Here is a 15,769-nt window from a genome sequence, read left to right on the forward strand (position 1 = left end):
TCTTGCTCAAGAAAAACATTACGCTAAATGAATTCACATATAGGTTGCTTGTCTTGTTAAGCTTTTGTGCTCAACCTCAACAAGCGCCCACACGCATTACCTGATTAATTGTTAAAGAGCGTGCCACCGATCTCTTGGTGGCTGCTTGAGTACTCGTCTCAAGCGAGGTGCGTATCTTACCGATATTAGACTTAGGGTCAACGCCTATTTTGTTTTTTTTTCACTTTTTTTAAAAAAAGATTAAAACTGATCATTAACTGTACAAAAGCCCCTATTTTTTGCTCATTTTTTACCCAAATTATCGCTAGTATTCAGGGATAAGCACTTTTGGACTCTTTATGTATCAGTTACCTCAGTACTCCCACATTACTTCCTTTTCTAAAGTTGCCATCTTAACCAGTGGCGGAGATTCACCTGGAATGAATCCTGCTATTCGGGCATTGGTTAGAACGGCGACCTCTTTTGGTATTGAGGTGATCGGTATTCATCGTGGATATGCAGGATTGCTGAATGAGGAGTTCGAAACACTTAATTCCAAAAGTGTCAGTGGACTCTGTCATAGAGGGGGAACCTATCTAAAGAGTGCTCGCTGTCTTGAGTTTCATGAACCGGCCACACGACAACGCGCTTTCGATATTCTCTCGAAGCACGGCATCGAAGCATTAATTGTCATTGGTGGTGACGGCTCACTTTCAGGTGCCCATGCACTCTATCAAGAGTTCTCCATTCCCGTTATTGGTCTACCAGGCACCATTGATAATGATATCTATGGTACTGATGACAGTATTGGGTTTGATACCGCTGTAACGACCGCCGTCGAAGGCATCGATAAAATCAGTGATACTGCCTATTCACATGATCGTCACTTCTTAGTTGAGGTAATGGGGCGTAACTACGGCCTGCTTGCCTGTCATGTTGCCATTGCCGCCGGCGCGGAAATGGTCATTGTTCCCGAACACCAGTCTGATATTACCGATATCAGCCAACAGCTGGCACAGCGACGCAAAGAGGGCATTGGCTCCAGTGGCATTATTGTCGTCGCTGAAGCTGGAAAGAGTGGCTGGTCTAATCAACTCTCTGAAGAGATGAGACAGCTAGGTGAAGACCCTAGAGTCTGTGTTTTAGGTCATCTGCAGCGTGGTGGAAAGCCAACAGCGCATGACCGCCTGCTTGCTGCTACGCTGGGTAACTGCGCCATTCATACACTGCTTGAAGGGAAAACGGATGTGATGGTGGGGGTAACAAAAGGTGCAGTGAGCACCACACCCCTAGAAGCCGTCATTACCCAGAAGAAGGGGTTGCCCGTTGAAGTGATGGACCTCATCAACGAGCTACAACACTAAGAATCACTAGCCCCAGCGATCGGCCACAAAGGGGTTGGTGAGTCGCTCATCACCAAAGGTCGATTCAGGACCGTGCCCTGGTATAAAGCGAATATCATCGCCAAGTGGAAACAGCTTCTCCTTGATCGAGCTGATTAACGTAGCATGATCGCCTTGCGGGAAGTCGGTACGACCAATCGAACCCTTAAACAGGACATCGCCCACTTGAGCAATTTTTGCCTTACGATCAACAAACACCACATGCCCTGGGGTATGACCCGGACAGTGAATGACATCCAGTGTGATATTACCAACCATAACGGTGTCACCATCATTGAGCCACTGATCCGGCACAAAGCCCTGCACCTGCTGAAAACCAAACATCTGACTCTGCTGCTCTAACCCTTCGATCCAGAACAGATCAGCTTGCTGGGGGCCAATGATCTTAACATCCATCGATTTTGCTAGGGTGGCCGATGCACCGGCATGATCAATATGGCCGTGAGTCAGTAGAATCTTCGTCAGCGTCACGCCCTCTTCTTCGATTGCAGCCATGATTTTTTGCAGATCACCACCTGGGTCCACAACGGCCGCCTCTTTAGTCTCTGTACACCAGAAGAGAGTGCAGTTCTGTTCAAAAGGGGTGACGGGAATGACACGATAAGCCATAGCTACCTCTGGGATCAGCGCGATGCTGTCATCAATGATTTTAATTTCTGATCTCGGTAATTCGCAGCACCTCTTGGTACCTTGCCGCTGCTACCCTTTTCAAGCCAACGTTTGATGCGTTGCGCATCGGCTAGGTGGGTGCGTTTACCGTAGGAGTCCAATAGGACAATGCCTAGATTACGACCTTTGATGCGTGTTTTAAGAACCAAACACCGGCCTGCATCATCGGTATAACCGGTTTTACTGATCTGAATGGACCAACTCTTTTTATTAACCAAGGTATTGGTATTAAAAAACGCCATGGCCGTGCGTGGCCGTTTAAAGATCACATCACGTTTAGAAGAGGTCGTTACTTTGGAGAGAGTTGGATAGAGACTCACCGCCTCCAGCAGACGCATCAGATCACTTGCAGTAGAGACGTTCTTTTCGGAGAGTCCGGTAGGCTCCTGGAATCTCGTGTTGGTCATACTCAAGCCCTGTGCCGTCCAGTTCATATTATCGATGAACTGCTTAGCACCGCCAGGGTAAGCGTGAGCCAAAGTGGCCGCTGCGCGGTTTTCCGATGACATCAAAGCGATGTGTAGTACATCTGCTCGCGGAAGATTACTTCCAACACGAATGCGAGAGTGAACATTGCGCATCTCCGGTATCTGATTCACTTCAATCGTGATCCGCTCCTTCATCGGAAGGCGGCCATCTAAAGTTACTAATCCTGTCATCAACTTCGTCAACGACGCGATCGGTTGAACGCGATCGGCGTTGCGCTCATAGAGCACCTCTTGCGTGTCTAGGTCTTTGATCATAACACTGACAGAGGCAAGGTCTAGTTTAGCGGGGTCAGGGGCTGCCACAGCCGTCGCGCTAAATAGAACAAAAAATAGGGTAAAAATAGATCGCATGAACCAACAAATCCTAATATCTGTTATTAGGATACCGAAGCTACTGCAAGATTTGTATGCCTTGATATACTATCTCGCAACACTCTATAGAAATGGATCCTAGCGTGAACTCAGCTAACCTTCTTAAACAGATCAGCGATGCCAAAGCCAAGCTGCGTAAATCAGAACAGAAAGTGGCTGATTACGTTCTAGCACAGCCGAATGACATCATTCATATGCGTATTGTTGATCTGGCATCAGAAGCGATGGTCTCTGAGCCAACGGTGGTTCGTTTCTGTCGAGCGCTTCAATACGATGGGTTCCAAGATTTTAAGCTGACCTTAGCGCAAGCGCTGGCCAGTAACTCAACCTTCGAACAGTTCTCAATGAACCATGACGACACCGTTCTAGAGTTTAAGCACAAGATCTTTGACTCAATGATGGGTAATCTGGTCGAAGCACGAGAGCAGTTAGATGACCGAGCGCTAGAGGAGGCCATTCAGGCGATCGCTTCAGCGCGTCGAGTGGAGTTCTATGGCCTGGGTGCATCTGCGCCGGTCTGTGCCGATGCACAACACAAACTCTACCGCCTTAAGATCTCTGCAGCCGCCTATTCAGATCCTCACATGCAGACCATCTCAGCCGTCACACTTGGCGAAGGGGATGTGGTGGTTGCCATCTCACAAACGGGTACCACCAAGGACCTTCTACACAGTGTCAAGCTTGTTAGAGATACTGGCGCAACCGTTATCACGCTCTGCCCAGCCAACACCCCACTAGCTGAACTGGCAACCATACCGATCTTTATCGACGTAGAAGAGGACAAAGACCTAAGTACTCTGATGTCATCTCGCGTGGTCCACCTTGTTGTCATCGACGTAATAGCTGTTGGAGTTGCGATGCGGTTGGGACCTAATGCCGTCGAGCATCTTAAGACGATCAAACGCAGTCTTAGAAGTCTTCGTCAAAACGATCGTCGCCTGATGATGCGCCGACCTGACTAACGCATTTTACGTTTCACTTTTTCGTAACACTTTTTTACGACAATCGTCGCGGTTGCATTACTGAGACGCTTTCAGTAAAAAGAGATTAGAACAGTGTAGCCATGAGCGATCCGTTCATGGACGTTTGCTTAGGAGGTTGACCTATGCTGATTCGTGAAGAAGAACTAGATCCAGTAAAAACTCAAATTTTTGATCTGCTTGTGGGCTTCGAAGAGGAGAAGACGCAAGAGGAGCAAAAGTGTCAATCACAGCGACTGCTTAATGCTCGCAGAGCCATAGAGCAGCGTCGCGAAGAGCAAGAGCTCTCGACCTATTTCAATGAAGAGAGTTGGTTCGACGAAAAATAGTCGCAACCGCTCACAATAAAAAGAGAGATCGAGGCAGAGCCTATTGGAAATTTGATCTCTCTTTTACGCTTTTTCACCCAGTTCAATCATGCGGTGCACACCCGTTCTTGCCTCTCTTGGCGTCAATCCAAACTGCTTTTTGTAACAACGTGAAAAATAGCTAGTGGATGTAAATCCCGCTTTTTTCGCAACCGTTTGAATCGGAAGACGAGTCGCCTTCAACTGCTGACGTGCAAACTCAAGACGCAAACTCATGTAGTAGTTTGTCGGTGATGAGTTCAGGTGCTGTCTAAACAGTCGCTCCAACTGTCTGGTTGAGAGCCCAACTCGATCGGAGATCTGCTCACAACTTAGAACCGGTTGAATGTGCTCACGCATCAACTCCAGCGCTTGTGTCAGGCGAGGGTGACTGCCGTGTTGGCGAAGCTGCAGCTTCATACGCTGCTTATCATGAGCAGGACGGATGTTGGGGTGAATACAGTGCTCAGCGACTTGGTGGGCTAAAGATTCACCATGGCGAATCGTAATCAGCTGAAGAATCATATCCAAACCCGACAAACCACCAGAACAAGTCATCAGGTTGCCATCAATCTCATAAAGCTCTTCACTGACGTTAAGATCTGGGTAGAGCTCCGTCAGCTGATCACGCTCCTCCCAGTGGACCGTACAGGTTTTACCCTCTAACACACCGGCTTCAGCCAATAACAGAGAGCCCGTCGAGGTTGCACCTAAACTGATACCATTGCGAACCAAATTCTGTAGCCAATCGTTCAAGTAGGTTTCGGACTCTTGTTGAGCACCGATACCGCCAACCACCAACATACGATCAATCGATTCTGTATCGTTCATGCGACGTGTCGGTTGGAAACGCATACCTGTCGAGCAGGTAACGGTCTGATCGGCTGGACCATAAAAGTGCCACTCATAAAGAGTTTGACCACTTAACTGGTTCGCAAGACGCAGCGGATCAATCGTCGCCGCAAAGGAGATGATCGAGAAACCGGGCATTAGGAAAAAGCCGAAGTGTTCTGGTTTCTGCTGCACAATTGACCTACAAGTAATAAAAGTTATTACCCTAGTCTACGCTAGTTGAGAAAAGATAGGTCACAAAAATGAAAATGGGGCCGGACTAGAAGCCCAACCCCACTCATAGTAGTGCTATGAATCAGTGCTTACGAGCCGTTCGCTCGGGGATTAATCCCTCTGGGGCATATCGTAATGCAATCAGAAGCACGATACCGACCGTCATCAGACGCATGTGAGCGGCACTGTCCATCAAGTGCAGACGTAGCCAGTGAGTTGGCTCCATGAAAGAGGTTAGGGTATCCACTAACCAAAGACCAATCGGCTCCGCTTCGATCCAGAAGAACCAGATGAAGAAACCGCCCAAGACTGCACCCCAGTTATTGCCCGAGCCACCAATGATCACCATGACCCAAATGAGGAAGGTGAAACGCAATGGCTGGTAACCAACCGGTGTAAACTGACCATCCAGAGTCGTTAGCATTGCACCAGCAAGGCCAATAACCGCTGAGCCAATCACAAAGATCGTCAGGTGACGTTTAACAACATCCTTACCCATTGCGGCAGCGGCTACTTCGTTGTCACGAATAGCGCGCATCATACGACCCCAAGGTGACTTAAGTGCCGTCTCAGATAAGTACATCAAGATCGCAATGACAACGATAAACAGCCCTGCGTAACATACTTTAACGAATAGAGACGAGGCCTCTGCCACTTCCATACCCCAGTCTGCAGCAAATTGCTGGAACCAAGTTGCCTGTTGTAGATCCACCTCATAAGGAACCGGACGAGGTAGACCGTTGACGTTTTTAACACCGCGTGTCAGCCACTCTTCATTCTTAATGAAGTAGAGAACGATCTCAGAAATACCCAGCGTTGCAATCGCTAGGTAGTCAGAGCGAAGCCCCAAAGCAACTTTACCAATGACGTAAGCCGCACCGGCCGCAAACACCATACCCACAGGCCAAGAGAGGATGATTGGCAGACCTAAGCCACCAAGATATCCAGTCACTGAGGGGTTAACCGCTTCGATTGCTTCAACGGAAGGGAGGAAAAATAGACGCATCAGGGCATAACCCACAGCTATGATGACAAACAGCATCCAATAGCCAGTCTTCTTACTCTTAGCCCCAAACTGTTTCCACGCCAGGATCGACACGAAAATGGTCGCAATTAGAATCAACAGGCCGACTAAAATGCCCTGACCACCCGCAGCACGCGCCTCTTCAACCGGTGGCATAGAGACCAGAACCGCGGCCAAACCACCCAGTGCTGCAAAGCCCATCACACCAACGTTAAAGAGACCGGCATAACCCCACTGCATGTTGACACCCAGTGACATGATGGCACTGATCAAACAGAGGTTAAGAATGGTAAAGGCGACAGACCACCCCTGACCCACACCGACGATGACAAGCAGAAGCGCCATCACCGAGTAGAGAATCGGAGTGCGATATTGATTAAAAAATGTCTGATTCATTACAAGGTCTTCCCACTAAAAATACCGGTAGGTCGCACAATCAGTACGATAACCAAGATGATGAATGAAACCGCAATCTTGTAATCGGTGCCCAACAGCTGAACCAACGAATCAGGTTGGAAACTATCAGGCCCCAAGTAGGTTACGACTTTCTTGTAGGCGAAGGTGACGGCAATCTCTGAGAAGGCGATCACGTAACCACCCGCAATGGCACCCAATGGGTTACCAACCCCACCGACAATCGCTGCGGCAAAGATTGGTAAGAGCAGCTGCATAAAGCTGAATGGTTTAAAGCTCTTATCCAATCCGTATAGAGTACCGGCAATGGTCGCTAGCGCACCCACAAGGATCCAGGTAATCATCACGACACGATCTGGGTTGATACCCGACAGCAGTGCTAGATTTTCGTTGTCTGAAAAAGCACGCATCGATTTGCCGGTACGTGTTTTGTTCAGGAACCAGAACATGGCAGCTACCACAATAATCGCAGTAATAATGGTCACCGCTTGAGTCATCTTAAGAGCCAACCCTTCATCAAGGCCCGTCGCACGTTTGAAATCACGCGCCGAGAAGATGAAACGAGTTCCGTCAAAGAAGATCTGATCGCCAGGACCGATAATGAATCGCACCAGACCACCGATAAAGAACATCAAACCGATTGAGACAATCAGGAAGATGACCGGACTCGCCTTGCGCTGGCGGTGATATTTGTAAACGGTTTTATCAAGGATCAACGAGAGTGCGACAGCACCGGCAATACCCAAAGGTAGCGCCAGCAGGGCTGTTGGCAGCGGTGCAATAGAGACACCCAGCGCCTGTAAACCCCAGGTACCAAAGATGGTGATCATGGTACCAAAAGCCATCATTTCACCGTGTGCGAAGTTGGAGAAACGCAACACACCGTAGACCAGAGTGACACCCAGTGCACCGAGCGCCAACTGACTGCCGTAAGTCAGTGCAGGAACAAGAATAAAGTTAGCCAGAACAATTAGGGCATTAATAAAGTCAGTCATCGATTAACCCCCCAAGAACGAGCGACGAACATCAGGGTTAGCCAACAACGCTTCGCCTGTATCTGTGAATCGGTTAGAGCCTTGCACCAGCACGTAGCCTTTATCGGCAATCTCTAGCGCCTGTTTCGCATTCTGCTCAACCATCAAAATCGCTACACCTGTGCGAGCAATCTCTATGATGCGATCAAATAGCTCATCCATCACAATGGGTGATACACCGGCTGTGGGCTCATCCAGAAGCAGAACCTTAGGTTGCGTCATCATGGCACGACCCACCGCGACTTGCTGGCGCTGACCGCCTGAAAGCTCACCGGCTGGTTGGCGACGCTTCTCTTTCAAAATGGGGAAGAGTTCATAAACCTGTTCAATCGAATCGGAGATATCATCTTCACGTATGAAGGCGCCCATCTCAAGATTCTCTTCAACCGTCATCGAGGTGAATACGTTGTGGGTTTGAGGCACAAACCCCATCCCTTTAACCACACGCTCTTCAGGTTTAAGGTGGGTAATGTCCTCACCATCAAACATCACCTGGCCTTCTCGCAGCGGCAACATGCCAAAGGTAGCCTTCATTGCCGTCGACTTGCCAGCACCGTTAGGGCCAACGATAACCGCGATCTCACCTCGATCCACACCAATGGTGCACTCTTTGAGGATATCCGCAGCACCGTAGCCGCCGGTCATACTCTGACCTATTAAAAAACTCATGTACGCTTACCGCTTATGTTTCAAACCGGTACCGAGGTAAGCCTCGATCACCTGCTCATTGTTCTTAACTTCATCAACCGTACCCTCGGCTAAAACAGTACCTTCCGCCATACAGATAACCGGGTCACAAAGACGCGCTATGAAGTCCATATCATGCTCAATCAGGCAGAATGTGTAACCGCGCTCCTGATTCAGCTTTTTAATCGCATCGCCAATCTTGTAGAGCAGCGTACGGTTTACACCGGCACCGACCTCATCCAAGAAGACAATTTTAGGATCCACCATCATGGTGCGACCCAGTTCCAGAAGCTTCTTCTGGCCACCTGACAGGTTGCCAGCCAGTTCATCTGCAACGTGACCAATCTCTAGAAAATCGATCACCTCGTCCGCTTTCTCACGCACACGCTGCTCGTCAGCACGCACTAGATCTTTGCGGAACCAGGTATTCATTAAGCTTTCGCCAGCTTGATTAGGTGGTACCATCATCAAGTTTTCGCGAACCGTTAATGAAGAGAATTCGTGAGCCAACTGGAAGGTGCGCAATAGACCCTTACCAAACAGCTCATGTGGCTTAAGTCCGGTAATGTCTTCACCATCAAGGGTGATGCGACCTGAAGTGGGCGAGTGGTGGCCTGCGATCACGTTAAACAGCGTCGTTTTACCTGCACCGTTTGGACCGATTAGACCGGTAATTGAGCCCTTCTTAATGTGAAGGGACGCGTCATTCACGGCATGAACACCGCCAAAGCGCTTATGGAGATTTTCTACAACAATCATAATGCTCAAATGTAAAAACGGCTCGAGATTCAGTGAACCCCGAGCCTGTTTTATGCGCTATCGCTTAGCGGTAACGAACAGTTGTGTTCTGCTGGTCTTTAACCAGAATCTCACGGTAGCTACCTGCTGACTCACCGCCGCCGATCAACTCAACCGCAGTCGCACCAACGTAGTCAATCTGACCGCCGTTAGCTAGGATCTCAAGACCTTTCGCTAGCTCACCTGGGTAGATTTTCTCGCCTGGAGCGTTTGCGATTTCAAAGACGTGATCTTTAACGACTTTAGAATCTTTAGTGCCTGCTGCCTGCATCGCTAGAAGCGTCATAGCCGCTGCATCGTAAGAGTAGTCAGAGTATGGGCCAGGTGCCGCACCGGTAGCCGCAGTGAACATCTCTTTGTAAGAGTCTGATCCAGGGCTGTCAGTACCTGGAACCGTACCGATTGAACCGTTTAGATCCGGACCGATTGCAGCTGTTAGGCTGTCACCGATCATCGCATCAGGTAGGAAGAAGTGATCAAATGCACCCGCATCTAGAGATGACTGAATGATGCCTTTACCACCTTGGTCAAGGTAACCAGCAACCACTAGGATGTCACCACCTGCCTGAGCAAGAGCACCCACTTCCGCACCGTAATCGCCTTTGCCATCTTCGTGTGGAGTGTTGATAGTCACTTTACCGCCAGCCGCTTCGAAGTTTGACTGAATGCTGTCCGCTAGGCCTTTACCGTAATCGTTGTTGGTGTAAGTCATTGCGATCGACTTGTAACCTTTCTCCTGAAGCATTTCAGCAATTACTTGACCCTGACGAGCATCAGATGGTGATGCACGGAAGAAGTAACCGTTATCTTCAAGAGTTGAAAGCGCTGGTGAAGTCGCTGAAGGAGAGAACAGAAGAACACCGTTTGGCATCGCTACGTTCTGTAGGATTGAGATCGTTGCACCAGAACAAAGAGCACCCACAATCGCATCCACTTTCTCAGCTGAGATTAGACGCTCAGCGGCTGCAGCGGCAGCAGAAGCATCAACACAGGTTGAGTCAGCACGAACTGGAGTAACCTTAGCACCACCAAGAAGCTTGCCGCTATCAGCAACTTCTTTCATAGCCATCTCTGCACCTGCAGCCATATCAGCAGCAAGTGATTCAGCAGGACCTGTAAAGCCTAGAGCAACACCAAGACGAACTTCGCTTGGCATGTGGCTGCCAGCTTGCGCCGCACCCGCGATCATTGAAGCTGCAGCTACAGCCAATGCTAATTTTTTCATTCTCTTCTCCTTATAATGAAACATCACACCACTTTATCGATTAAGTAGTAGCGATCAGTGTCTGCAGTTTTTCAACTGGCAACGCATTAACACTATCGAATGTTGACCATTCAGACAACAGATTTCAGTTACGTATTGGTCAGACCATCTGATCAATTGATGGTTAATCAATTATAGAACAGACCTGATGGGTGATTTTGCCTATTTATTGAACAGAAACTGGAAAATATTCTTTTTATTCATATTATAAAAATCAATTTTCCTAGAAATTAGAGAAATTTAGGTGATTTGCTAACCATCAAAGACTTGGCCATGCTCTTTAACAGCCTCCATACAGACAAAGGTAGAGGTACTAGAGACATAGGGTAGCTCTGAAATAGTTTCACCCAGAACCTCTCGATAGCTCGCGATATCGCGTGTACGCACTTTAAGGATGTAATCAAAGTCTGCAGCCATCATATGGCACTCCTCTATTTCAGACACAGCGCCAACTGCATCATTAAATGAAGCAAGAGCAGCAGCCCTGGTGTCACTGAGCTTAACCTGCACAAAGGCAATATGATTAGTATCGAGCAGTCCGTAATCCATGATTACGGTATAGCCACGTATCACTCCATTGCTTTCTAGCCGCTTCATTCGAATTTGGCAGGGGGTTTTAGATAATCCCACTCTATCAGCCAACTCAGTGACCGTTATCCGCCCGTTTTGCTCTAAGGTTTTTAATATCGCCAAATCATAATTATCTAAAGACACATTAGTCATATCGCCTACCAATAAAATTATTTAACTATTAGTTATCTAAATTAAAGCAAATAATAAGTTTTAAAGTCTATATATACCTATAAAAATAGACAGAAGCCCTATAAGTCTAAATCTATAATTGCATTATCAATTTAGAGGGGCTAAACATGAACGCTCAAAACACACACATCCAGATACCCTATTGCGACCAATCAGAATTAGATCAACTGCAACAGCTCATCGAGAAAGAGCAACTTCTGCAGTGGGTCACGCCTGACCTCCAGACAGTGGCGAGCAACCTAGTCACTGCGATTCGTAACAATTTTAAGCCGTCTATCCTTGAGCAATTCCTTCGTGCTTATCCTTTAGACACGCAAGAGGGACTATCGTTGATGACTTTGGCTGAGGCCTACCAACGCGTACCGGACAAACAGACGGCTAACGAACTGATTATTGATAAGCTCGCTAACCGCGACTGGTCCGTTAAAACGGCGCAGACCAGTGCACTTGTTCGCGGCGCCAGCATGGGACTGCAACTGGGCAGCGCTAGCCTCAAGATGAAACCCCTTCGCAGCGCAATACTCGCCGCGATGCGAATCGGAGTGGGTGCAGGTATGCGGCTGATGGGTCGTGCCTTCGTCCTAGGTGAAAGCATTAAAAGCGCCCAAGAGCGCGCCGGCAAACTTGAGTTCCAAGGTTACACTTTCTCTTACGATATGCTGGGTGAGGCGGCTTATACTCAGGCCGACGCCGATCGCTATTTCAATTCATACCGCAACGCCCTGCTAGCACTGATCGAGCAGTCGAAATCAACCCAGATCGAAAAGAATCCAGGCATCTCAGTAAAGTTGTCGGCGCTGCATCCGCGTTACGAGCTATTCAATGAGGACGAGGCAGTTACCCAATTAAGTGAGCGCATGCTGTCACTCTGCTCACTTGCTAAGGAGCACAATATTGGCCTCAATATTGATGCTGAAGAGTGCGCACGCCTTGAGATATCGCTCGATATCATTCGCAACCTGATTGAAGCGCCTGAGCTTTCCGGTTGGGATGGTCTGGGTATTGTTGTGCAAGCTTACAACCGCAAAGCTTATTCGGTACTGGATCAACTCTACGCTTGGGCAGATCAGAGCAATCGCAAACTGATGGTGCGTTTGGTTAAAGGTGCCTACTGGGATACCGAAATCAAACTTGCGCAGGAGCAAGGGCTGGACCATTTCCCGGTGTTCACCGCAAAGCATCACACCGATGTCAGCTACCTCGCCTGTGCGCGCAAACTGGTGCGTTACGGCGACCGCATCTACCCACAATTTGCTACTCACAATGCCCAGACAGCAGCCTGTGTACTCAACTGGGCCAAAGAGGCCGGCATTGCATTCGAAATGCAACGTCTTCATGGCATGGGAGAGGCGCTGCATCAAGAGCTCTTGGAGAAGCACCAGACAGGTTGTCGTATCTATGCGCCCGTTGGAACGCATAAAGATCTACTCGCCTACCTCGTGCGTCGTCTGCTTGAAAATGGAGCCAACTCCTCATTTGTTAGCCAGCTTGCTGACGAGGCTATCCCGCCACAGCAGGTCGTTGCGAGTCCGGTGCATCAGAAACTCATCGAGCAAGCGGTAACACCCGGCAGCGCAATATTCACTGATAGGAGTAACTCTCGCGGTTTTGACCTTGGCGAACAGGCAGAAGTCGATGCGCTTTTAGCAAGCCGCTCACTCTTTATGCAGACAATTTGGGGCGAGACAGGTGACGTCCCTGTTGTAGAGCCTTACTCGCAAGAGCTATTGGGGCACTATCAAACGACTGATCTGAGCTCAGTCGATCAGCTGTTCAATCAGGCCAAGGTTGCCCAAACGGCTTGGGCAGACAAGCCACTCAAAGGAAAACTCTTGCGACAGATCGCAGATCTTTATGAACGCGACACTCCTGAGTTACTCGCTCTACTGGCCAGAGAAGCAGGAAAGACTCTTGCTGATGCAATCAATGAAATTCGTGAAGCGGTCGACTTTCTGCGTTATTACGCCGATGAGAGCGACGGACTTGATCAACAAACTGAGGCACGAGGTGTGGCTGTCTGCATCTCACCTTGGAACTTCCCGCTGGCGATCTTTACCGGTCAAATTGCGGCTTCTGTTGGTGCCGGCAATGCGGTGTTGGCTAAACCGGCCGAACAGACCAGTTTAGTCGCTCGCAAAGCGATAGAACTCTGGAAAGAAGCGGGCATGCCAACTGACCTAGTACAACTTGTGTTCGGCACAGGCGCACAACAGGGTAATGCACTGGTCTCACACCCAGACGTGAACGCAGTGATCTTTACCGGCTCGACAGCCACAGCGAAACGTATTGAGAAGGCACTTGCGCATAACGCTGCGCCAGATACTCTGCTGGTCGCTGAAACTGGCGGCCTGAATGCGATGATTGCCGATGCATCTGCGCTACCAGAACAAGTGGTTAAAGCGGTTATGGCATCAGCCTTCCAGAGCGCCGGCCAGCGATGTTCTGCGTTGCGTATGCTCTATGTCCAGCGAGAGGTTTACTCGCAGATCCTCGAGATGATCACCGGCGCTATGGCACTGTTAAAAGTGGGCAATCCAAGCGAACTTAAGTGCGATGTGGGTCCTGTTATTGATGCTGCAGCTGCGCAAGCGTTGAATACTTACATTGAAGAACAACGCTCAAGAATTGTGTATCAAACAAAAACTCCAGAGCTCGAAGGTCATTTTGTGACACCAACCTTGCTTGAAGTTGATGGTATCAATGATTTGGACTTCGAGCGCTTTGGCCCGATTTTACATATTGCTCCATACGATGCGGATCAACTTGATAATGTGGTCAAGGATATTAACGCGCGTGGATATGGCCTAACCTTCGCAGTGCATTCACGCATACAGAGCAGAACTGAGCGGCTATGTGCTGAGCTAAACGTGGGGAACTGCTACATCAACCGCAACCAGATTGGGGCTATAGTCGAGTCTCAGCCTTTTGGCGGGGAAGGTATGTCAGGGACCGGACCTAAAGCGGGTGGGCCAAACTATCTGGTCAATCTGACACAACCGGAGAAAATTGAGAGTCAGTATCAACCTAACCCCTTAGACCTGCTACCAGCAGAACAGGTGAAATCATCATGGCAGACTCTGCGATCTCAATTTAAACCTCTTGCTCGTGAACTTCTAACACAATGCCCTAGTGTTACGGGTGAAGATAATCAGCTATTCACATCAGCTAGAGGTTATTGGTTAGTCGCTGGCGACGAGCAAGCTTGGCAGCAAGCCATTGCAAGTGCATCAACCGGCAACCCAACGCTACTGCTAACCAAAAAGATTCCTGACAGTGACATCATGAAAGATCTACCCATTATCTGTTTGGCCGGCGATCTGGTTCCAGGACTGTTAACTGAGCTTGCAGACTTGGCAGGCGTATCTGTTAGCGCTCACGAAGAGTTTTGTAAGCAGATTCGTATTACTCTCAGTCAAAGGGAGGGGGCGATCATTCCACTTCTCAAATCTAAAGGGCACTCGGTTTACCACCGTAAAGAGCAACATGTTTGCGAAGACACCACCGCTTCAGGGGGAAATGCAGCACTGCTAATGAGTTAATAGTATCGTTAATTCAAGACAGGCAAGGGGGTGATTTGCTATAACTCTTCAGTAGATTATCCCCTAGGTATCAAAGCCCATCATGCAACCATCAACCATCGGTATTCTGTTCTGTTTAGCGTCCATGTTGTCGTTTGCTATTCAGGACATCATCACTAAACACCTGCTAGTAGGGGGTTTGCCCCTAAGTCAGTTGTTACTGGTGCGATACCTGTTTTTTACCCTGTTTGCCGTCATGCTTGCCGGAGGGTTGCGGCAATCTGTTGTGGGACTTAAATCGGCACAGCCGATGCTGCAGCTGGGTCGTGCGGCGCTGTCGATTACCGAGATAATCTTTATTAACCTGTCATTCACGCTGATGTTGGTGGCAAAGGTACACGCGATCGTCGCGCTTTTTCCCCTGATTACGTTGGTTATGGCGCGATTTATCCTGAAAGAGGAACTGACGAGAAGAAGGGTGATAGCGGTTTTGATCGGTCTTACCGGTGCGATGATTATCATTCAGCCGAGCAGTGCCGGTATCTCGATCGAGTTACTGATGCCGCTGAGTGGCGCCATTGCATTAGCCAGTTTCTCGATTCTAACCAAATACCTGAGTGGCAGAGATGGATTCAAAACACACACCCTCTACATGGGGCTAGTAGGTTTGGTGCTGGCGCTGCCATTTGGCCTGTTTCAGTGGATTCAGCCATCGACAGAGCAGAGTGCACTGCTAATCGCATTATCCATTATGAATATTGGCTCCCAGCTTTTTTACATTAAAGCGATGGACTATGCAGATGCGAGCACCCTGCAGCCGTTTAACTACACGCTGCTACTCTTTGCCACTCTGGCTGCATTAATTCTACTGGGCGAGGTACCCACACTGATGACGCTACTTGGCGGCGCCATCATCGTTGTAGGTGGTTTAATCGCCATGGGGCGGTTAGCCCCAAGGTAGTTTG

14 protein-coding genes are annotated in these 15,769 nt (G+C 48.9%); 5 read left to right on the forward strand and 9 right to left on the reverse strand.

Annotated elements, in window-relative coordinates; all coding sequences use genetic code 11:
- The first annotated feature begins 338 nt into the window (after positions 1-338).
- Positions 339-1,343 (forward strand): 6-phosphofructokinase, encoded by a 1,005-nt coding sequence (pfkA, locus tag XMG48_RS11040; RefSeq protein WP_173482135.1) that lies wholly within the window; start codon positions 339-341, stop codon positions 1,341-1,343.
- A 6-nt stretch (positions 1,344-1,349) separates the two neighbouring features.
- Here pfkA and XMG48_RS11045 read toward each other — a convergent pair whose 3' ends face one another.
- Both XMG48_RS11045 and pbpG read right to left on the reverse strand, forming a co-directional pair.
- A complete protein-coding gene (locus XMG48_RS11045) occupies positions 1,350-1,991 on the reverse strand; it encodes an MBL fold metallo-hydrolase (RefSeq protein WP_173482136.1) in 642 nt (213 codons plus the stop codon).
- A gap of 14 nt (positions 1,992-2,005) precedes the next feature.
- Positions 2,006-2,890, reverse strand: coding sequence for a D-alanyl-D-alanine endopeptidase (pbpG, locus tag XMG48_RS11050; protein ID WP_173482137.1), 885 nt, complete (start codon positions 2,888-2,890; stop codon positions 2,006-2,008).
- A 104-nt stretch (positions 2,891-2,994) separates the two neighbouring features.
- On the opposite strand from pbpG, the gene XMG48_RS11055 reads away from it, so the two are divergent.
- Positions 2,995-3,873, forward strand: coding sequence for an SIS domain-containing protein (locus XMG48_RS11055; protein WP_173482138.1), 879 nt, complete (start codon positions 2,995-2,997; stop codon positions 3,871-3,873).
- 143 nt (positions 3,874-4,016) lie between these two features.
- A complete protein-coding gene (locus tag XMG48_RS11060; protein WP_173482139.1) occupies positions 4,017-4,220 on the forward strand; it encodes a PA3496 family putative envelope integrity protein in 204 nt (67 codons plus the stop codon).
- A 63-nt stretch (positions 4,221-4,283) separates the two neighbouring features.
- On the opposite strand, the gene XMG48_RS11065 is transcribed toward XMG48_RS11060, so the two are convergent.
- The 7 genes from XMG48_RS11065 to XMG48_RS11095 all read right to left on the reverse strand — a co-directional run bounded on the left by XMG48_RS11065 (position 4,284) and on the right by XMG48_RS11095 (position 11,247).
- Positions 4,284-5,264, reverse strand: coding sequence for a GlxA family transcriptional regulator (locus tag XMG48_RS11065; protein ID WP_371731475.1), 981 nt, complete (start codon positions 5,262-5,264; stop codon positions 4,284-4,286).
- A 121-nt stretch (positions 5,265-5,385) separates the two neighbouring features.
- On the reverse strand, positions 5,386-6,723 hold the full coding sequence (locus XMG48_RS11070; protein ID WP_173482140.1) for a branched-chain amino acid ABC transporter permease: 1,338 nt from the start codon (positions 6,721-6,723) through the stop codon (positions 5,386-5,388).
- Positions 6,723-7,736 carry a branched-chain amino acid ABC transporter permease gene (locus XMG48_RS11075; protein ID WP_173482141.1) on the reverse strand — a complete coding sequence of 338 codons (1,014 nt, stop codon included), beginning with the start codon at positions 7,734-7,736 and terminating at the stop codon, positions 6,723-6,725. The genes XMG48_RS11070 and XMG48_RS11075 overlap by 1 nt, the downstream gene beginning before the upstream one ends.
- Before the next feature lie 3 nt (positions 7,737-7,739).
- Positions 7,740-8,444 (reverse strand): ABC transporter ATP-binding protein, encoded by a 705-nt coding sequence (locus XMG48_RS11080; protein WP_173482142.1) that lies wholly within the window; start codon positions 8,442-8,444, stop codon positions 7,740-7,742.
- 6 nt (positions 8,445-8,450) lie between these two features.
- Entirely contained in the window at positions 8,451-9,221 is a 771-nt protein-coding gene (locus XMG48_RS11085; RefSeq protein ID WP_173482143.1) for an ABC transporter ATP-binding protein, read from the reverse strand.
- Between the two features lie 64 nt (positions 9,222-9,285).
- Entirely contained in the window at positions 9,286-10,485 is a 1,200-nt protein-coding gene (locus XMG48_RS11090) for an ABC transporter substrate-binding protein (protein WP_173482144.1), read from the reverse strand.
- Positions 10,486-10,776: 291 nt separating this feature from the next.
- Positions 10,777-11,247 (reverse strand): Lrp/AsnC ligand binding domain-containing protein, encoded by a 471-nt coding sequence (locus XMG48_RS11095; protein WP_173482145.1) that lies wholly within the window; start codon positions 11,245-11,247, stop codon positions 10,777-10,779.
- Positions 11,248-11,393: 146 nt separating this feature from the next.
- Here XMG48_RS11095 and putA point away from each other — a divergent pair, with 146 nt between their 5' ends.
- Positions 11,394-14,825 (forward strand): bifunctional proline dehydrogenase/L-glutamate gamma-semialdehyde dehydrogenase PutA, encoded by a 3,432-nt coding sequence (gene putA, locus XMG48_RS11100; protein ID WP_173482146.1) that lies wholly within the window; start codon positions 11,394-11,396, stop codon positions 14,823-14,825.
- Positions 14,826-14,907: 82 nt separating this feature from the next.
- Complete coding sequence (locus tag XMG48_RS11105; protein ID WP_173482147.1) at positions 14,908-15,765, forward strand: DMT family transporter; 858 nt, start codon at positions 14,908-14,910, stop codon at positions 15,763-15,765.
- Positions 15,766-15,769 lie beyond the last annotated feature (4 nt).

This window comes from Marinobacterium sp. xm-g-48, from assembly GCF_013282925.1.
Taxonomy (GTDB): Bacteria; Pseudomonadota; Gammaproteobacteria; order Pseudomonadales; family Balneatricaceae; genus Marinobacterium_E.